This is a genomic window from Chryseobacterium sp. YR221 (genome assembly GCF_900176315.1).
In the GTDB taxonomy this organism is placed as follows: domain Bacteria; phylum Bacteroidota; class Bacteroidia; order Flavobacteriales; family Weeksellaceae; genus Chryseobacterium; species Chryseobacterium rhizosphaerae.
The window spans coordinates 917,636-936,509 of record NZ_FWXM01000002.1 but is presented as its reverse complement, the minus strand read 5'-3'; the positions used below and the strand labels follow the sequence as shown (position 1 = coordinate 936,509).

Sequence of the window (18,874 nt, the reverse complement as noted above, 5' to 3'; positions counted from 1 at the left end):
TTTAGTAAATTAACAGGATAAGCGAAACTTATCCTCATTCTTAACAACTCAATATACCTTAATCGTTTAAAATATAAATAACTTTTTAATAACTGAAACTAGTCCAGTTTATTATATTTCTTCATTAAATTCTCATAAACTCCCTGGGGAAGAATCCATTTCAACGGAACTCCAATTTTCTGCCCGAATTTACCAAAATAATAATGAGCTTTCCATTTATTTTTTCCTAAAAGCTTTTCTATATATTCTGCGACTTCCACAGGTTCTGTTCCATCATTGACATGAGAGTTCATTAAAGCATATACCTTATCGAATACAGTTGCATAAGGCTCTGAAACCTGAGCCATCACCCTGTTCTCCGCAATATTGGTTTTGATATCACCCAAATGGAGAGAACAAACATCAATATTCCATGGATAAACTTCATACCTCATCGCTTCAGTTACTTTATCCAATGCCGATTTTGATGCCGAATAAAAACCACGGAAAGGAAGCCCCATTTCACTTCCGATACTGGAAACATTAATGATTTTTCCAAATTGATGCTCACGCATTTTCGGAAGAACAGCGCTCATCATCTGAACAGGGCCTGCCAGATTCAGACTGAATAATTTTAAAATATCCTCTTTGGTAGAATCTTCCACCGCGCCTACCATTCCCATTCCTGCATTATTGATCAGAACATCGATTCTTGTTTCTGATTTTAAAATTTCTGTAATAGTATTCTGAACAGCTGTATTATCGGTAACATCCGTTGGAATAGATGTGAAGTATTGACTTTCCGTATGTTTTCGGCTTAAACCATATACTTTGTTCCCTTTTTTACCAAAATATTCGGCCAATGCAAAACCAATTCCTGACGATGTTCCTGTGATGATAATGGTCATTTAATCTGTATGATTTAATTGTTCTTTTATTCCTTTTTAAACAGTCTGATGAGGTTCATTGTATCAGTATGCTTAAAGAAAGCTCTATTTTCAGCAAATGTAAAAAAAGAAAAGGGAAGTCTGTTATTTATTATATCTGAATATAAGATGATGGGGTATCTGTTGATTGATATTGTCCCGGAATGATTAAACTTAAACTAAAATTAATCTTAATGCTGTTCATAATATAAATGGAATGATTACTTTATTTGTTTATCTGTTTTGTAATCAGCGTGTTGTATTTTGTATGTGGTATGCGAATATCGGATTAAGCTAAAATTTCTTAATAAAAACATAAGGAAATCTTAATGCTGTCCGGGTCTGGGCTGGTCTAATTTTGCATCTAATTAAAAAGGATGTCATGAATGTATTTAAAGTCCCTGTTTCAGTTTCTTATCTGACGGGGAGGGTTTTACTTATTGGTGCGATATCGGTTTCACCGATGTTTCTTTCTCAAAAAAAAGACAGCTTAAAAGAAAAAGCCATTGATGAAGTTATTGTAGTAGGTTACGGAACACAGAAAAAAAGCAAAGTGTCCGGTGCTGTTACCGAAGCTTCATTAGATAAGCTTACTTCCAGATCTCTGTCAGGAGTAGGAGAGGTCCTTCAGGGGAAAGCTCCCGGAGTAACGGTAGTGAATGAAGGAGGTGATCCTAATGGTTCTCCCAAAGTAAATATCCGTGGTTTAGGTGGTATTAACGGAGAAACTCCTCTTTACGTGGTAGACGGAGTGGTTTTCAACGGAACTCCATCTATTAACCCGAATGATATTCAGGATATCTCTGTTCTTAAAGATGCCTCTGCAGCAATTTATGGAGCAAGATCTTCCGGAGGGGTAATTCTTATTACCACTAAAAAAGGAAAAAAAGGAGTTCTCACTGTAGACTTTGACGTTAAATATGGTATTAACGAGGCCTGGCGATTGAAAGAGTCTTTAAACGCGGCTGAATTTCAGGATGTGATGTACCAGGCTTATGCAAATGCAGGTAAGCTGGGGAGCTTACCCATTGCTTTTAATCCTGAAAAATATCCTGACGGAAGAATTACCAGGACAGACTGGATGAAAGAGATTTTCCGTACGGGAACGATCCAGGAATATAATCTTAATTTAAGCGGTGGTGGAGAAAAGTCCAGATTTTATGTTGGAATGAACCACAGAGCACTGGAAGGGATTTTATTGAATACTCAGGCAAAGCGATATAATTTCAGAGTGAACTCTGAGCATAAGGTGAAAGACTGGCTGACGATTGGTGAGAATATGTACTACAATTATTCTGATGGAAATACAGCAGATACTAAAAGTGGATATACGGGAGCTCTGATTGCGGCGATGTATTATCCACCGAATGTTCCGGTGTATACCCCAACAGGTGCTTTTTCAGGATTACCCATTGATGTGGCCGGTGGTTACGGAGATATGATCAATCCGGCAGCCTATCTTAAGAGGATCAATATCAGGAATCCTACCCATGAAATTTTAATTAATCCTTATGCCGAAATTACGCTGGCAAAAGATTTGAAATTCCGTTCCAATTTCTCACAGACATTTAAAATTGGAAACGTAAAGAATTTTACCTCCAGGGTGTTGGAGGTTGGGAAAATATTTGATACAAACAATTTAGAATATCAGTCTAATAATACATCTACTGCCCTTGCGGAGCAGCTTCTTACCTATAAGTTTACTGCAGGTAAACACAATTTCGACTTCCTGGCAGGTTTTACTTTTCAGAAAACTGTGGAGGATGGATTCCTGGCAAAATCCTTTGATTTCAGAAGTGAGGCAGATGTTTTCCAGCATCTTCAGAATGCAGCAGATACCAATAAAGAAGTATCCAGTTATAGGTTCAAACAGGCTTTGGTATCTTATCTGGCAAGGCTAAATTATGATTATGCAGGGAAGTATATCATCAGTTTGCTGGGAAGACGTGATGGTTCTTCATTAGTGGCAAAGCAGAACCGTTTTGCTAATTACTATGCTGTTTCCGGAGCTTGGGTAGTATCCAGAGAAAATTTCATGAATGATATTTCCTGGTTGTCAAACTTAAAACTTAGGGGAAGCTATGGTATTCTGGGAAATCTTGGAGGTATTTCTCCTCAGGCAGTTAATCCGTTAATGACAAGAGATAACAATGTGATTTTTGGACAGGACCCTTCACAGAATATTGCTTATTATGCTACGACGCGTCCCAATCCGGATCTGAAGTGGGGGAAATCTGAACAAACTAACTTTGGGGTAGATGCTTCTTTCCTTCACAACAGTCTTTCTTTACAGTTTGATTACTTCGTGAAAAATTCTAAAGATCAGATCTTTAATGTGAGCTTACCCAGTACAGCTACCTATAATAACCAGTATGTAAACGCCGGATTATTTCAGGATAAAGGCTATGAAGTAGGAATTAACTATAATGGTAAGAAGACCGGGGATTTTACTTATTCAGTGGGAGTTACTTTTAGTCAACTAAAAAATACGGTGAAGCAACTTGCTGATGTAGATGAAATTTTTGTTAATGACAATGGAGTAAGAGGTGTATTGAAACCAACCCGTATAAAAATAGGAGATCCTTTATATTCTTTTTACGGATATAAGACAGGTGGTATTTTCCAGTCTCAGGATGAGATTAATAATTATAAAGATGCCAACGGAAATTTAATTCAACCCAATGCAAAACCCGGAGATATTAAATTCCTGAAGAAAGATGGAAATACAGGAGTACTGAGTAACCAGGATTTTGTAAATCTGGGCAGTCCATATCCTAAATTCTCTTATGGATTTTCTTACAATATGACCTGGAAAAATTTTGACCTTAATATTTTCTTACAGGGAGTATACGGGAATAAGATTTTTAACGGGATGAAGTTTATTTCCCTAAATCCAGGTGGAACAGGGCAGAATTATAATATGGACAGAGATATCCTGAATGCCTGGACTCCTCAGAATACCAATACTGATATTCCAAGGCTTGTACATGGTGACCCAAGTGGAAACTATTCCAAGGTATCAGATTTCTATGTGGAAGACGGTTCTTACTTAAGACTGAAAAACCTGACCATCGGGTATTCGTTACCGAGAGAGCTTTACCAAAAGCTGGATGTGAATAAGGTTAGAATCTATGTGACCACCAATAATCTTTTCACTATTACTAAATATACAGGTTTTGATCCTGAAGTAGGAATGAATTCTTACGGGGTAGATACCGGAAGATATCCACAGTCACGCTCATTTATTTTCGGGGTGGAAATAGGATTATAATTTTTAAACAACAAAAAGTAAAAAAATGAAATTTTTCAATAAAATATTTTTAGTATCAGGAATATCGGCAATGCTTTTATCATGTACAGGAGAGCTGGATGTTCAACCGGAAGGAACCCCTACGGAAGCCAGTTTCTGGAAAACGGAAAATGATCTGATTACCGGTGCCAATGCCATGTATAAACCTCTGTCTGACGGAGAGTTTTACGGAAGAGGATTCTTTTGGTTCATTAATGCCAGTGATGATATGGTAACAGGAAGAGCAAAGAGTGAGGCAGATAATGCCAAGAACTTCAGCAGCAATTATATCGCAGCAGGAGATCTGGAAACCCAATGGAACAAAAGATATAATGTGATCGGAGTTGCTAATCGTGTGATCCGTAACGTTGATAATATTCAGGCTTCAGCAGCTATAAAGAATAAATATTTAGGTGAAGCTTTATTTATGAGCAGCCGGATGTATTTTGAACTGGCATATAACTATGGAAATGAAAAAGCAGGTATTCCTATTATAGACCGCACAAAAGAACCGGATCCCAATCCTATTCCAAGAGCGGCTAATGTGATGGTGAATTACAACTATATTGTGAATGACCTGAAAAGAGCAGCCGAATTATTGCCAACTCAGGCTGAGCTTCCGGCAAAGGATTTCGGAAGACCCCATAAAGCTGCAGCATGGGCACTTTTAGCAAAAGTATATCTGTTTATGAAAGACTGGCAGAATGCAGAATATTGGGCTAATGAAGTCATGACAAAAGGAAACAGAAACCTGTTGAACAATTATACAGATGTCTTTAAAGCCGAAAATAACTATAGCTCAGAATATATCTGGTCCATACCAAGTACCCCTAAATTTAATTCAGTGGGAAGTATTCTTCCGGGAGTAATGCTTGAAAACAAAGGTTGGGGAGAATATAATGGATGGGGATATTTCCAGCCGACAAAAGAACTGTATGATGAGTATGAAGCTGGGGATCTCAGAAGAAGTACAACGATTCTAAAACTGGGTGATAAATTTACTTTTAACGGAACTGAAAGAACCTATGCTTCTTCCAATTCCCTTACCGGTTATCAGTTTAATAAATACATGGATGCTTTTAAATATCAGCTGAACAGTGGCCATGTAAGTGCCAACGGAGATTATCCGTGTACAGATCTTGCCGTTCCGATTATGCGTTATGCTGAGGTAATCCTGATCAAGGCAGAAGCTTTACTGATGAAAGGAAGCAATGCTGACGTGGAAATCAATATGATAAGAAAACGTGCCGGTTTAGCTCCAAAATTCGGATGTACTATGGCTGACCTGAAGCATGAAAGACGTTGTGAGCTAGCAGGAGAATGGGCAGACCGACACAGAGATCTTGTCCGTTGGGGAGATGCTAAAGAAACGTATGCAAAACCCCTTCACGGGATAAATAATCAGGAAGTATGGGCGGCAAGAAACTTTAACCCTGCAGTACATAATGTATGGGCCGTTCCGCAAGCTGAAATTGTAAACAGCCATAATGTTATTAAACAAAACGAAGGTTGGTAAAATGTTAATCTAATATATATTATCCACTATGTCATCACAGCATTGCTGTGGTGATATAGTTTTTTTCAAAGGTATTATGAAACTATCAAAAATTTTGGCTGTATTGGCCCTGGCTGTTTTCTCTGAGAATCAGGCACAGAATTATGTAAACTATAGTGTAGGCAATGCCCATTCACATAATGATTATATGCAGGAAATCCCTTTCTGGCAGGCTTATTATGCTAATTTTGGCTCTATTGAAGCAGATGTTTTCCTGGTAAAAGGGAAATTATGGGTAGCCCATACAGAAAAAGAACTGTCTTCAGACCGGACTTTAGAGAGCCTTTATCTGGACAATATCTCCAAACAGATTAAATTGAATAAAGGACATATTTATCCGGATGCCAATAAAAAGCTACAGCTGCTTATCGATATCAAACAGGACTACAAAACAAGTCTAAGCACCTTGGTAAATACCTTGAAGAAATATCCTGAGATTACAGGGGATTCAGGTATTAAAATAGTGATTACGGGAGGAAGGCCTCAGCCGGGTGATTTTAAAAATTATCCCAGCTACCTTTATTTTGATGGAGATCTTGAGAAAAATTATACTCCGGACCAACTGAAAAGGGTAGGAATGTTCAGTGCAGATTTACCTGAGCTTGTAAAATGGAATGGGAAAGGAATTCCAAGGGATGAAGAAACCGATAAGATTAAAAAAGCAGTAGAAAAAGCACATGTTCAGCAAAAGCCAATGCGTTTTTACGGAGCTCCTGATTTCCCTAATGCTTGGGTCAATCTTATGGATATGGGAGTGGATTATATCAATACTGATCATATTCCGGATCTTAAAAAGTTCATGAATACCATTCCTAAAAATTTTTATAAAAATACAAAAGAATACACCACCTATACGCCGACCTATAAAATGGACGGAGTAGCTAAAAAAGTAAAAAATGTAATTCTTCTGATTCCGGACGGAACGTCGTTACCACAGTACTATGCTGCATTTACAGCGAATAAAGGAAAGCTGAATGTTTTTAATATGAAGTCTACAGGATTGTCCAAAACCAATTCTTCCAATGCTTATATTACAGACTCGGCTCCCGGTTCTACCGCTTTTGCTACAGGTGTGAAAACCAAAAATACATTTGTGGGAGTAGACAATATGGGAAAAGCTTTGGCGCAGATTCCTGATATTATTGCAGATAAAGGAATGGTTTCCGGTTTGATTTCTACTGGAGATGTTACCGATGCTACACCTGCAGATTTTTATGCACATTCAGATAACAGGAATAGCTCGGAGCCGATCCTGAAAGACTTTGCTTCTTCCAAAACAAAAATTTTAATCGGAGGTCCTACCAGTGGATTATCCCGGGAAAACCTGCAAAAATTTAAAGAGGCAAAAGTAGATGTGTTCTATGATTTAAAATCTGTTAGTAAAATAAACAACCGTACACTGATTATTGATCCTCTAGCTTCGCAGAGAATTACAAACGGAAGAGGAAATTGGCTGGCAGATGCTTTTGACCTTACCTTAAATGAGGTAAAGAACAATAAAAAAGGATTCTTTATGATGATCGAAGCGTCACAGACAGATGGAGGAGGACATAGCAATAATATTGAGCAGCTGGTGACCGAGTTATTGGATTTTGATCACGTGGTAGGGAAGGCTATGAAGTTTGCTGATGAAAATAAAGAGACATTAGTGATCGTTGTTGGTGATCATGAAACAGGAGGGCTAACCCTTCTTGATGGGAGCCTTAAAGACGGATGGATATTTGGAAACTTCAGTACCAATGATCACACTTCAATTCCTTCCAGTGTATTTGCGTACGGACCCAATTCCAAAGAATTTACAGGCCTGTTTGAAAATACAGAGATCTTCAATAAGATTTTGGCAGCATATGGCATTCAGAAATAATCTGTAAATATAAACTCAAGGGCATTTTAGTCTGGGCTCTCACACAGTTGGGAGATTGCGCAGACTATTGATATATCTGCTCAATCTGCAAGAGATAAAAATTATAGGCAGATAGCATTAATTGGATAATAAAACCGGCTGTTTCACTTTTGAAACAGCCGGTTTTGTATTTATATTTCTTAGAAGTTTAAGATTCTAAAAATTAGTTTTGACGATCAGCTCAGATAGCTCAGCATTGACAAAGTCGATAGGCATTACCCCATAAGATCCTTGTGTATTGGTTTGGAAGAAAGTTTTCAATTTAGGATTAATGCTGTTGGAAACTGTAGGGATGCTAGGTATTCCAAAGATTCCGGGTTTATAGCCACTTGTAAAGTTGACAAAAAGTTTATTGGTGCCGTCGTTCTTTGCTTCATTCAGCAGAGAAGAGATTCCGGCCCACTTATCATCATTATTTGTTACTTTATAATAATCCTGAACCTTCATGGGAGCGCCGTTATTATTGATTTCAAATGTAGTATTGTCTGCCCATGAAGTTGCGTTGATCCCTTTGGCTGTTCCTGCTGAGAACCTTCTTAATAATTTGATCTTTCCCCTTACCTGTCCAAGAGTGGGAATATTGGTTCCCAGATCCCATTTTGATGGATTTTTCTGAATGTACGAATCAAAAGTACTTTCAAAGCTTCTGGTAGTATTGGAAGCGTCATATTCTTCTTTCACAGACATGATGATGGTTTCTGAAGGATGACTTTCCAGAAATGCATAGCAGGCATTAAGTACATCATCAAAATTCAGATTCTGATAAATAGGACCATGGTGAATGGCAAAAGAATTGTCAATATGTCGGCAACGGATATCCAGAAAACGTACTCCTGTATTGAGCTGTTCGCCGATACTTAGGTTTTGAGTTTTTGCCGTACCACTGTTAGAAGGGATTTCTCTGGTAGCACCGGAATCATGAGTTCCCGGAATAGAAATCCTTGAAATAGAAATATTATCCTGAAGACCAGACATCCAGCTGTTCATAGCTATAGGAAGTGCTGCATTTCTGGAATTGGCTTTTTCTAGAGCTGTTATCCCTTTATCATTTACATCTCTTTCGATGCTCGAATCTGAGCACGAGAAAAATAAACTTGCGGTGGCAATGCTAAGACTGATCATTGTGAAACGTCTCATGTGGTTCTTGAACATAGTTTTATTATATTTTTATGTAACCTAAAAATAAGAATATGTCAAGATATAAGGAGTTAATTTAATTTTAAGAGATAATTAATTTGTATGATGGGAATAAAGAAGAAAATATACCTCCTAAAAAATGAAATCATCGGTAGAGCCGGGAATTCTGAATCGGTGCTTTCCAATGGTATAATCATTCATCTTTATAAGAGTCTTCATCTTGTGGGTAAACTCTTTGTGAGAGGGGTCGGGAGCTTTTGTTTCATCATCACAGGATGAATATTCTTTATTAACAATAACCTTTCCCGTTGAAAAATTGATCTCATTCAAAAAACTGAAATCACAGGTATCTTCAAATTGATCATGAGAGCCTATCAAAAAGAAATCACCGTTCTGATACCGGAAGGTATGGCTATAATTTTGGGTATGTCTTGAATTGGTATTAAATGCCTGAGAAATGGTCAGGGCGTTATTTTTGATAGAAATTCCCGGAGGGGTATTCTCTTCAGGATAGAAACCCATTCCGCTTGAAAAAAGAACGGTGGAGTTTTCCTTCCAGACCTTAAGGCTGTTATCTACGTTTTTCAGAATGTAGAAAACCCTTTTGTAATCTTTAAATTCCGGATAGTCTGTGCTTGCGGAAGCTTTTTGATCCGTATCAAATATCAAAACCACTTCATCTTTCCCGTCCTTATCCAGATCTCCTTTAGATTCGGCAATCTTTGTATATCCTTTAGGTGTTGAAAAATTTTTCAGACCCTGGGCATTATAGAAAGTGATGGATAAGAAAGTAATAAAGAAAAGACTTTTCATACAGATATATTTGAATTTATAATCCGGTATCTTCTTTTTCAATCAATCCGGATTCTTCCAAGTGGCACATACAGCCCTTTATCGTTTTGTAGATTCCGTTAATATCGGTTTCTTTACCCTTAGTATCAGTTACTGTAATACCCGTAGAATAGGAATTGTCTTCTGCGTAGTATGTTCTGAAAAGTTGATATTGATACCCCTTATTGGTAAAGGTCAAATAGTTGAGCTCCATTCCTGCATTCTGTTTTCCTCCACCTCTCATATAAGATCTGTACTTGAACTTTTTCCAGCTGTCTTTTGTCTTTTCAGCGGGAAATTCCATTTCTACATGATCTTTACTTCCAAAACGGTACTGAATGTATTCATTCTCTTTATCTTTTACCAAGGCCATTTTCTTTCCTGTTTTCGTTTCAAAAGAATACAGGATTTCTTCATTGGGAAGCAGATATTGTGCCCAAACTGACAATGGAAGTGCCAAAGAAAATAAAATTAAATATTTTTTCATGGAAGGATATGGTGTATTAAATGTAGCAATTTGAAATGATTTTTTGATTCCATATTCAAATTACCACATTCTTAAATTTTCAAATTATTTCGTAACGACAGAAGCCAGATCCTCCCAGAACATTGGGTACGATTTTTCTACAACATCCTCGTCTTCGATATTAAGTTCTTTAATCAGGCAAAAAGGAGCAAAGCTCATCGCCATTCTATGATCCTGATAGGTTTTGATAGAAATATTTTCTTGCGGATTTCCAAAATGGGTAGATTGGATCGTTAAATCGGTGATTTCTGTTTCCGTTCCCAGTTTTTTCAGCTCATTATATAAAGCCAGTAATCTGTCGGTTTCTTTCACTCTTAAAGTTCCCAATCCGGAAATGTCAAAAGGGATTTGTAGTGCTGCTGCCGTTACACAAAGCGTTTGTGCAATATCCGGACAGTTGTTCATATCCAGCACAATCTTTTCAGGAAAAGAAAAATCCGGCTGAGGTTGTAATGTGATTTTATGCTCATCTTCAGAAAAGATAGTTTTAATTCCGAAGAAGTCTTCATAGATTTTTGCAATAGCAGAATCCCCTTGTGTAGATTCTTTATAAAAGCTTTTTAAATGAATGGTTTTTCTACCCAAAGCGCAGATAGAGTAGAAGTAAGAAGCCGAGCTCCAGTCACTTTCCACTTCATAGCTTAATGCTGAAGATGCACCTTCCTCGTGGTAGGGCTCTACTTTAATGGTATTTCCTTCAAAGCTGCTTTTAATTCCAAACTTTGTTAAAATATCCAGGGTCATTTCAATATAAGATCTTGATGTTACCTCGCCTACAAGATTAATCTTCAGTCCGTTTTCAAGTTTTCCTGCAATAAGAAGAAGCGATGTAATAAACTGACTTGAAATATTGGCAGGAACATTCACCTGGGTTTGAGTGATTTTTCTTCCTGTGATTTTTAAAGGAGGAAACCCTTCATTTTCTAAATATTCAATGTCCACACCAAGATCTCTCAAAGCGCTTACCAAATTTTTGATCGGTCTTTCTTTCATTCTCCCTGAGCCGGTAAGAACTGTTGTTTTCCCTTCCTGAATTGAATAATAGGACGTAAGAAAACGCATGGCTGTTCCTGCATGGTGAATATCCACCACATCGGTATTTGCCGATAATGCTTTTTTAAGCAATTGCGTATCCTGAGAATTGGAAAGATTTCCGATTTTTATATTGCTAAACAGACTTTCCAAAATCAATAAACGATTCGAAATACTTTTCGAACCGCTGATCTGTACTGTTTTATCTCCAGTTAATGTTGATTTTTCTAGCTTCATTATTTCTTCATATTTCAAAATCCGGGCATCAGATTTCAGATATTCATTGTCTGGGACCTGAAATCTGATGGTGGGATCTTATTTTAATTTTTCATTATTCTGATGGCGATCCTTATCCCGATCAGTTTTTATTTTCATTTTTTTGTCGAACGCTTCCTGCAGATTGACACCTGTCTGGTTGGCCAAACATAGGGTAACAAAAAGGACATCTGCCAGCTCTTCTCCAAGATCTTTGCTTTTGTCACTTTCTTTTTCGCTTTGCTCACCATATCTTCTGGCGATGATTCTTGCTACTTCACCCACTTCCTCTGTCAGCATAGCCATATTGGTAAGTTCATTAAAGTATCGTACACCGATGGTTTTTATCCATTCGTCAACCTGTTGCTGTAGATGAGTGATTTCCATTATTGATAAGCTCCAAGAGTAGGGTTAGTTGTTCTGGATACATTCACGATGTCAAAAGGTACTGTTCCTGCAACGGTTACATTTCCTTTACCTCTTGCCGGAGAAGGCATTTTTAACCTTAAATTCATTTTAGCCATGAAATAATTGACAAACTGAGGGTCCTCATTTTTGATACTTTGTACCACGTTGGTATTATTGTCGAAAGGAAAGCCTGCTTCTGAGGTTCCTGAATATTTTAACAAACAGTTTTGAATTAAGAATTCAAACTGCTGCCCCGGTGTCTGTTCAAAATGAACGGAATTATCTCTGTCAGAATATACAATACTGTTTTGCAGGGTAAGTTGCTGTAAGGCTCCCTGCTCTGTCTGCCCTGCATCATTTTTCCATTCATTGGTTGCAAAAATCCCTGTTCTGTCAAAAGAACTCATGCTTCTGGAATAATTAGCAATTGTGGCATGAGTATAGGTGTGATTTCCCCCTCTGAAAATCCCGATACAGGATGAACCACAATTATTCATTACCAGGTTGTTGGCATTAACTGTAGAGCCTACTGCGTAGATTCCATATTCAAAGAAGGTATGGATGAATGAATTTTTAATAGTCGCTGTAGTCTGTCTCATATCCAGTCCTCTGGTTCCTCCAAAAAGTCTTGCATGGTTCATATTCAGTGTAGAATTGGCTTCCATTCTTATTGAATTCCAGTTTTTAGGAAGGGTATCATGATCCAAATCATTTCTGTCACCACGAAGAATAACCTGTTCGTCCTGTGTTCCGTTGATATTTAAAGTAGCACCTGAAGAAATTTTCATTCCACTGTTTTGATGGAAATATACTTTCGTACCCTGCTCTATATTCAACATGATATTCGGATTAACAGTCAGATTCCCATAGATGATTTTGGCTTTATTATTATTCCAGGTCGTATGATTTGTAATTACATTAGGATTAGTGGAGGTTTGAATAAAAAATTCAGCATCCTGAACTACAGAAAATAAAGTGACATGCTGTTGGCCTGCAGGTCCTGTGAAAAGAACCTTATCTTCGGCAATGGCTTCAGGCCCCGAAGCTTCAGGAGCTATTTCAACAAAAATAAAAAGACTGTCTTTCTTTCTTAAAGGAACATCTTTAAAGTCATATCCCGGTTTTCCGTCTACGTTGATTCTATATAAGGAAGCAGCTCCTTTTTCAAGATTAATCCTTGGAATCAAAATATCTTTATCCTCATTATTATATACTTTTACAACATATGTTTCTGAACGAACCTGGTGGTAAACTGTGTCACAAAATACCGTATCCCTGGAAAAACGCAGCTCCTGTGAAGGGGCATCGAACGTAATATCGTCCTTATTACATGATACTGCGGCAAGCAGTACCCAGAAAGAAAAAGCCAGTAATAATTTGAATTTCATCGAAATTAAAGTTTAAGTAAGTTCCAAATTTAACGAAAATACTTTGAATTTCTTATCATTAAAAAAATATTGAATTCAGTATTTGCATATTTGAAAAAATGTTGTATTTTTGCAACCTAAAATTAGCAGAGAAATATCCATTACTATTTCGGAAGCAAACTTTAATTTTTTTAAAAATAGTATTATGAAAAACGGAATTCACCCAGAAAATTATAGACTTGTTGTTTTCAAAGATATGAGTAACGACGAGGTGTTTCTTTGCAAGTCTACTGCAGAAACAAAAGACACTATCGAGTATGAAGGACAAGAGTACCCTTTAATCAAAATGGAAATCTCTTCATCCTCTCACCCTTTCTACACTGGTAAAGTAAAACTAGTTGACACTGCAGGTAGAGTTGATAAGTTCATGAACAAATACAAAAAATTCGCTAAGTAATTTTTTGCTATCAAAATATAGAAGTCTTCCAATCTTTTGGAAGACTTTTTTTATGTCACTTTATGACATCTTTTTGTATTTTTGTTTTCAGATAGAATCCGGAAACAGGTAGTTTATTTCGGAGGATAAAACCTCCGGCCCTTTGTTTCTGATTTCTACCTTCTAATCTATAACTTCTACAAAATGCAATTAGTATTTTCAGACGCACAATATTGGGAAGACTTTCTTCCACTTACTTTTACCCGTCCTGTTGCAGCAATGCGATGCGGAATCCTTACCTTCTCGGAAAGATGGCAGAAAATTCTGGGAAATAATGAAGTTTCTTATTTTACAGAAAACTATCTTCAGAATAAGTTTAAAAATCCTGAAGATACGGAGAGCCTATTTTTGGTTTCCAATTTTTTGCCTACAGAATCAGTAATTCAGCAGATCAAAGACCTTAAACAGGGAGAGGCGCTGGTATACGAAGACGAATTGGTGGCGGCCAGGATTAATATGAAGGATTTTTCTTTACATCAGATTGAAAAAATGACGGATATTAAGGAAAAGCTTATTTTCTTTAAAAAGCCTGCAGATCTTTTTACGTACAATCATTATGCTATTGATTTTGACTTTGATCTTCTTACAAAAGGAAGAACTTCACAGGAGCTTTCTTCTACCAACGGTTTCTTAGGAGATAAGAAAGATTTGTTTATTGAAGAAGGAGCGCAGATTGAATTCTCTACCCTGAATACCAAAACAGGGAAAATCTATATCGGTAAAAATGCCGAAGTAATGGAAGGCTGTAATCTTCGTGGTCCTATTACATTAGGGGATGACTCTAAATTTAATCTTGGATCCAAAATCTATGGAGCGACTACTATTGGTCCACATTGTAAAGTAGGAGGTGAAGTAAACAATATTATCATTTTCGGCTACACCAGTAAAGGACATGAAGGTTTTATCGGGAATTCTGTTATCGGAGAATGGTGTAATTTCGGAGCTGATACCAATTCTTCCAATCTTAAAAATAACTACAGCCACGTAAAACTCTGGAACTACAGAACCAAAGCTTTTGAAGATACAGGTTTACAGTTTGCAGGCCTGATTGTGGGCGACCATTCAAAAACAGCAATCAATACCCAATTGAATACAGGAACTGTTATTGGTGTTGCCTCTAACATTTTTAAACCGGGCTTTCCTCCCAATCTTGTAGAAAACTTTTCGTGGGGTGGGCTTAAAGATGATGAAAGGTTTAAACTGGATAAAGTATATGAAGTTGCAGAAAGAGCTATGGGAAGACGAAAAGTCTCTCTAACAGACGATGACAAGGCGATTTTAAAACATATTTTTGATACCTATTAATCTGGGAATAAAAAAAACTTCAATTATTTTGAAGTTTTTTTTATTTTCGATGTAATAGAATGGTAATAGCAATTGTCTTACCTATAAGAAACAAAACTCATGACCCAAGAAACTTTCAAGAATACGGTGTTTATTCTCAAAGACGAGATGTATCGTTTTGCGAAAAGATTCGTCATGAGCAGTGATGAAGCAGAAGATATTGTGCAGGATCTGATGATGAAGTTCTGGCAGAAGAAGGAGGAGCTTGAGCAGTTTGGGAATTTTAAATCCTATGCGCTGAAATCTGTCCGGAATGAATGTCTGAACCGCCTGAAGCATCATAACGTGAAAATAGGATTTGCAGATATGCAGCTCCACAAATCAGAGCTCTACAGTATGGAGATTGATAATCTTAAAGAATATATTATAGGATTTATCAACCAGCTTCCTGAAAAACAGAAAATGGTCATCCATATGAAAGATGTAGAGGAGTATGAAGTTTCCGAAATTTCTGAAATGCTGGAAATGGAGGAAAATGCAGTAAGGGTAAACCTGATGCGGGCAAGACAAAAAGTAAAAGAACAAATTACACAACTGATGAGTTATGAAAAAAGATCAATTACAAGATAAATACGACGAAATCTTCCGGGATATAAAGGAGGAGAAAATGGAATGGAGTTTTGAAGACTTTCTTCAGCAGACTGAAGAAAAAGATGCTGAAGAAAAAATAACTCCCATTATTCCTTTAGAAAAGAATAAACCTTCTTTCCCAAAATGGTTCTGGATGGCAGCAGCTGTTCTGTTACTTTTCAGTATTGGATTCGTTTTCAATACCTATCAGAATACAGGTGCTCAGGATGCTGAAAAATTAGTGAAAGATGAAGTATTAAGACAAAAGTCTGACTTTATAGAAGAAAATAATGACCATCAGAGCCAGGTAGCAGTTAATCATACCGATTCTATCTCAGGAGCAAAAAAAGACTCTATTTTTCAGGGGAATTCTGTTGCTGAAAAAGATGTATTGGATGAGATCCTGCCAAAAAGAGGAAGGCTTAAAAAAGAGAGAAAGCCGAGATATGTAAACAACGCTTCTTTCAACAATAAAACAAGGAAAGATTCTACAGGCTATGAAAATTCTTATGTTATTGTTAACGGTAAAAGAATTGATAACGTAGAAGAAGCCATCAATGTGACTAAGTATTCATTCCAGATATTTGCAAATAACGTTAGTGAAAAATTGGTACAGCCTAAAGTGGTAGATGACGATTATTAACTGAAAAAGATGTAGGTCTGATCAGTACTAATCATTAACTTAAAAATAAAATTGACTCATGAAAAAACTATTCATAATATTCGCACTTGCTTTCTCCCATTTTTTTAATGTATATGGGCAAAAAGACAAATTCGATCAGCTTTTTGAAAAATATCAGGAAGTGGAAGGGGTTACTTCCATTAAAATTGCCAAGCCTATGTTTGGAATGCTTAGCAGCCTGAATATTGATGATTCACAGCTGGATCAGATAAAACCATTATTGTCAAAAATTAATGGATTGAAGATTCTGATCACAGAAAATCCGGAAAAAGGAAATACAGCCGACGGCCAAAGAGTTCAGAACAACCTTTCTCAATTAAGCAGAGATGTAGCTTCTTATGTGAAGAATCTCAACTATAGCGAGATCATGACGGTAAATAATGCCGGTGCAAAAGTAAAGTTCCTCTCTTCCGAAGCTAAAAATGGGATGCTGGATGATTTGCTGTTGAGCATTGACGGTGGTGGCGGAGAAAGTATTTTTGTGATGCTGGACGGAAAGCTTTCTATGGATGATGTCAGCAAGATTATTAATTCCAGTGAAACAAAAAAGAATCCTGTAACCAATACAAGAAATACACTGACTTCAGAAAATAATGTGTCTTATCTGAATGGAGAGGCAAGAAATGTGGGTGAGTTTTCAGGAATTCAGGTAAGTACAGGCGTAAATGTAGTTTTCAAGCAGGAAAAACCAACCAGCGTTAAGGTGATTGCTGATGCTGATAAACTGCAATATATTGTTACAAAAGTAGAAAATGGAGTATTGAAGATCCATATCGATAATAAAGGAGTGAGAAACTTAAGGTTCAAAAACTTAAGCGTTAATGTGTCTTCTCCAAAAATGGATAATATTGATATCTCATCAGGATCCAACTTTACAGTAGTTAATGCAATCCAGGAAAAAGATATGAGAATTGATGCATCATCCGGAGCTCATTTGACAGGTGATTTTAAAATCATGGGGGCTGTAGATCTGTCTGTTTCATCGGGAGCGAGCGTAAGAGCGGGACTGACTGCAGGGAATGTATCCATTAAAAGCTCAAGCGGATCCAGTACCAGCTTAAGTGGAAAAGCCAATTCAGGAATCATTGATATCAGCAGTGGAGCTGTTTGTAAAGCAGAAGATTTAAAGTTTGACTATGTGGAAACTGAAGCGACATCAGGCGGAAACCTTAGTGTCAGCGTATCTGGAAAATTAAAAGTGAGAGCATCTTCAGGAGGACTGGTAAGATATAAAGGAAATCCAGAAATAGAATCCAATATCAGCAAAACTTCAGGAGGCTCATTAAAAGCCATAGACTAAAAAACAACCATCATGAAAATTCTTAAAAACATTTTTCTTGCCTTCCTCACGGTATTTACACTTCAGTCTTGTATCGTCTCAGGAAAGCCCAATATGGATTTCTTTTCAGATTCCGGGTATGATTTCAAGGGAGCAAAGTTTACAAGCATAAATGTGCCCCTAATGATGGCGAAGCCTTTTATCAAGAAAGCCCTAAGAGAAGATGGCGAAAGTGAAGAGGTCATTGATCTGATCAAAAAGGTTTCTAAAATCAAAGTCCTTACCGTGGAAAACGGAAGCAAGGAAATGCTGAATGATTATGCTAAATATTTAAATAATAACAACTACGAAGACTGGGCGACTGTAAAACATGATGGTGAAAATGTGAATGTACGCGTAAAACAGAATGGAGATGCTATTAAAAATATGCTGATTACTGTAAACTCAAGTAAAGAATTGGTATTTGTAGATGTAAAAGGAAGCTTTACGGCAGATGATATATCGAAGATCATCAATTCTGTTTCAGATAAGTAATTTAATTGCCTATGAGCCAAAACAATTTTAATATCGATAAATTAGTAAAGGAGGTACGTATCCTTAAGATTTATGCTGTTTCGCTTACTGTGGTTTGTATTCTGTTTTTTATTCTTGCATTCAAAATGCAGTCTTCCCATGAGAAGTTTAAGGAAATAGATGTGGAACGTATCAATATTGTAGAGAAAGACGGCACCTTAAAGATGGTCATCAGCAATAAAGAAAGACAGCATCCCGGAATGGCCAATCACAAAGAAATGAAACCGAGAGAAAGAGAAGCGGGTATGATCTTCTTTAATTCTTTAGGTGATGAATGTGGAGGGCTTGTATATGACGGTAATGAAAAAGGGTCGGGAATGGTGTATTCTGTGGATCAGAGAAGTACAGATCAGGTGATGCAGCTGCAATACTCTGAAGGCACAGGAAGCGATAAAAAAAGAGTATATGGTTTAAAACTTTGGGACAGACCGGACGACTTTCCGTTGGAAGCGGTTATGAAATTCGATGATTCCCTGAAAAAATTAAATGATCCTGTCGCAAGTAAAAAAGCATATGCAAAGCTCCGTGAAGAAGGGAAATTTGGTAGCGAGCGCTTTTTTGCAGGAAAAACATCCAACGGAGATGTAGGTGTTTTTATCCGTGATACAAAAGGAAAGGTTCGGCTTAGGCTTTATGTCGATAAAAATAACCAGACTCATATTGAAAATCTGGATGAAAATGGCAATCCGGTTAAATAACAGAAGTTGTGGTAACGTAAAAAT

17 protein-coding genes are annotated in these 18,874 nt (G+C 37.1%); 10 read left to right on the top strand and 7 right to left on the bottom strand.

What is annotated here, in order from left to right; translation table 11 throughout:
• Positions 1-98: 98 nt before the first annotated feature.
• Positions 99-887 carry an SDR family NAD(P)-dependent oxidoreductase gene (locus tag B8967_RS09170; RefSeq protein WP_084085839.1) on the bottom strand — a complete coding sequence of 263 codons (789 nt, stop codon included), beginning with the start codon at positions 885-887 and terminating at the stop codon, positions 99-101.
• A gap of 400 nt (positions 888-1,287) precedes the next feature.
• Between B8967_RS09170 and B8967_RS09165 the strand changes: the two genes are divergently transcribed.
• The 3 genes from B8967_RS09165 to B8967_RS09155 all read left to right on the top strand — a co-directional run bounded on the left by B8967_RS09165 (position 1,288) and on the right by B8967_RS09155 (position 7,613).
• Complete coding sequence (locus B8967_RS09165) at positions 1,288-4,176, top strand: SusC/RagA family TonB-linked outer membrane protein (RefSeq protein WP_084085837.1); 2,889 nt, start codon at positions 1,288-1,290, stop codon at positions 4,174-4,176.
• A 25-nt stretch (positions 4,177-4,201) separates the two neighbouring features.
• Positions 4,202-5,710, top strand: a complete 1,509-nt coding sequence (locus B8967_RS09160) for a RagB/SusD family nutrient uptake outer membrane protein (RefSeq protein WP_084085835.1) — start codon at positions 4,202-4,204, stop codon at positions 5,708-5,710.
• Between the two features lie 76 nt (positions 5,711-5,786).
• Entirely contained in the window at positions 5,787-7,613 is a 1,827-nt protein-coding gene (locus tag B8967_RS09155) for an alkaline phosphatase (protein ID WP_084085833.1), read from the top strand.
• A gap of 195 nt (positions 7,614-7,808) precedes the next feature.
• On the opposite strand, the gene B8967_RS09150 is transcribed toward B8967_RS09155, so the two are convergent.
• From B8967_RS09150 to B8967_RS09125, 6 genes are all read right to left on the bottom strand, one after another.
• A complete protein-coding gene (locus B8967_RS09150) occupies positions 7,809-8,804 on the bottom strand; it encodes a phosphatidylinositol-specific phospholipase C (protein WP_228406096.1) in 996 nt (331 codons plus the stop codon).
• Positions 8,805-8,921: 117 nt separating this feature from the next.
• A complete protein-coding gene (locus B8967_RS09145) occupies positions 8,922-9,602 on the bottom strand; it encodes a hypothetical protein (protein WP_084085831.1) in 681 nt (226 codons plus the stop codon).
• Between the two features lie 16 nt (positions 9,603-9,618).
• On the bottom strand, positions 9,619-10,107 hold the full coding sequence (locus tag B8967_RS09140; protein ID WP_084085829.1) for a hypothetical protein: 489 nt from the start codon (positions 10,105-10,107) through the stop codon (positions 9,619-9,621).
• Positions 10,108-10,191: 84 nt separating this feature from the next.
• Positions 10,192-11,415, bottom strand: coding sequence for a 3-phosphoshikimate 1-carboxyvinyltransferase (locus B8967_RS09135; protein ID WP_084085827.1), 1,224 nt, complete (start codon positions 11,413-11,415; stop codon positions 10,192-10,194).
• A gap of 78 nt (positions 11,416-11,493) precedes the next feature.
• Entirely contained in the window at positions 11,494-11,820 is a 327-nt protein-coding gene (locus B8967_RS09130; protein ID WP_047488591.1) for a nucleotide pyrophosphohydrolase, read from the bottom strand.
• Positions 11,820-13,229 (bottom strand): hypothetical protein, encoded by a 1,410-nt coding sequence (locus B8967_RS09125; RefSeq protein WP_084085825.1) that lies wholly within the window; start codon positions 13,227-13,229, stop codon positions 11,820-11,822. The genes B8967_RS09130 and B8967_RS09125 overlap by 1 nt, the downstream gene beginning before the upstream one ends.
• Before the next feature lie 184 nt (positions 13,230-13,413).
• Between B8967_RS09125 and B8967_RS09120 the strand changes: the two genes are divergently transcribed.
• The 7 genes from B8967_RS09120 to B8967_RS09090 all read left to right on the top strand — a co-directional run bounded on the left by B8967_RS09120 (position 13,414) and on the right by B8967_RS09090 (position 18,850).
• On the top strand, positions 13,414-13,665 hold the full coding sequence (locus B8967_RS09120) for a type B 50S ribosomal protein L31 (protein ID WP_047489008.1): 252 nt from the start codon (positions 13,414-13,416) through the stop codon (positions 13,663-13,665).
• Between the two features lie 183 nt (positions 13,666-13,848).
• Entirely contained in the window at positions 13,849-15,009 is a 1,161-nt protein-coding gene (locus tag B8967_RS09115; protein ID WP_084085823.1) for a putative sugar nucleotidyl transferase, read from the top strand.
• A 99-nt stretch (positions 15,010-15,108) separates the two neighbouring features.
• The gene (locus tag B8967_RS09110) at positions 15,109-15,618 is read left to right on the top strand and encodes an RNA polymerase sigma factor (RefSeq protein ID WP_047488602.1); all 510 of its coding nucleotides are present in this window, start codon (positions 15,109-15,111) and stop codon (positions 15,616-15,618) included.
• Entirely contained in the window at positions 15,593-16,261 is a 669-nt protein-coding gene (locus B8967_RS09105; protein WP_179140049.1) for a hypothetical protein, read from the top strand. Before B8967_RS09110 ends, B8967_RS09105 begins: the two co-directional genes overlap by 26 nt.
• A 58-nt stretch (positions 16,262-16,319) precedes the next feature.
• Positions 16,320-17,600 (top strand): DUF4252 domain-containing protein, encoded by a 1,281-nt coding sequence (locus tag B8967_RS09100; protein WP_084085820.1) that lies wholly within the window; start codon positions 16,320-16,322, stop codon positions 17,598-17,600.
• 12 nt (positions 17,601-17,612) lie between these two features.
• A complete protein-coding gene (locus B8967_RS09095; protein WP_047488610.1) occupies positions 17,613-18,113 on the top strand; it encodes a DUF4252 domain-containing protein in 501 nt (166 codons plus the stop codon).
• An 11-nt stretch (positions 18,114-18,124) separates the two neighbouring features.
• On the top strand, positions 18,125-18,850 hold the full coding sequence (locus tag B8967_RS09090; protein ID WP_228406094.1) for a hypothetical protein: 726 nt from the start codon (positions 18,125-18,127) through the stop codon (positions 18,848-18,850).
• The last annotated feature ends 24 nt before the right edge of the window (positions 18,851-18,874 follow it).

Bases quoted from the DNA above. Each gene is read 5' to 3' on its own strand.
- B8967_RS09145 (WP_084085831.1), bottom strand. From the start codon at position 9,602: ATGAAAAGTCTTTTCTTTATTACTTTCTTATCCATCACTTTCTATAAT.
- B8967_RS09165 (WP_084085837.1), top strand. From the start codon at position 1,288: ATGAATGTATTTAAAGTCCCTGTTTCAGTTTCTTATCTGACGGGGAGG.
- B8967_RS09100 (WP_084085820.1), top strand. From the start codon at position 16,320: ATGAAAAAACTATTCATAATATTCGCACTTGCTTTCTCCCATTTTTTT.
- B8967_RS09170 (WP_084085839.1), bottom strand. From the start codon at position 887: ATGACCATTATCATCACAGGAACATCGTCAGGAATTGGTTTTGCATTG.
- B8967_RS09125 (WP_084085825.1), bottom strand. From the start codon at position 13,229: ATGAAATTCAAATTATTACTGGCTTTTTCTTTCTGGGTACTGCTTGCC.
- B8967_RS09140 (WP_084085829.1), bottom strand. From the start codon at position 10,107: ATGAAAAAATATTTAATTTTATTTTCTTTGGCACTTCCATTGTCAGTT.
- B8967_RS09160 (WP_084085835.1), top strand. From the start codon at position 4,202: ATGAAATTTTTCAATAAAATATTTTTAGTATCAGGAATATCGGCAATG.
- B8967_RS09110 (WP_047488602.1), top strand. From the start codon at position 15,109: ATGACCCAAGAAACTTTCAAGAATACGGTGTTTATTCTCAAAGACGAG.
- B8967_RS09090 (WP_228406094.1), top strand. From the start codon at position 18,125: ATGAGCCAAAACAATTTTAATATCGATAAATTAGTAAAGGAGGTACGT.
- B8967_RS09120 (WP_047489008.1), top strand. From the start codon at position 13,414: ATGAAAAACGGAATTCACCCAGAAAATTATAGACTTGTTGTTTTCAAA.
- B8967_RS09155 (WP_084085833.1), top strand. From the start codon at position 5,787: ATGAAACTATCAAAAATTTTGGCTGTATTGGCCCTGGCTGTTTTCTCT.
- B8967_RS09115 (WP_084085823.1), top strand. From the start codon at position 13,849: ATGCAATTAGTATTTTCAGACGCACAATATTGGGAAGACTTTCTTCCA.
- B8967_RS09135 (WP_084085827.1), bottom strand. From the start codon at position 11,415: ATGAAGCTAGAAAAATCAACATTAACTGGAGATAAAACAGTACAGATC.
- B8967_RS09150 (WP_228406096.1), bottom strand. From the start codon at position 8,804: ATGTTCAAGAACCACATGAGACGTTTCACAATGATCAGTCTTAGCATT.
- B8967_RS09130 (WP_047488591.1), bottom strand. From the start codon at position 11,820: ATGGAAATCACTCATCTACAGCAACAGGTTGACGAATGGATAAAAACC.
- B8967_RS09095 (WP_047488610.1), top strand. From the start codon at position 17,613: ATGAAAATTCTTAAAAACATTTTTCTTGCCTTCCTCACGGTATTTACA.
- B8967_RS09105 (WP_179140049.1), top strand. From the start codon at position 15,593: ATGAAAAAAGATCAATTACAAGATAAATACGACGAAATCTTCCGGGAT.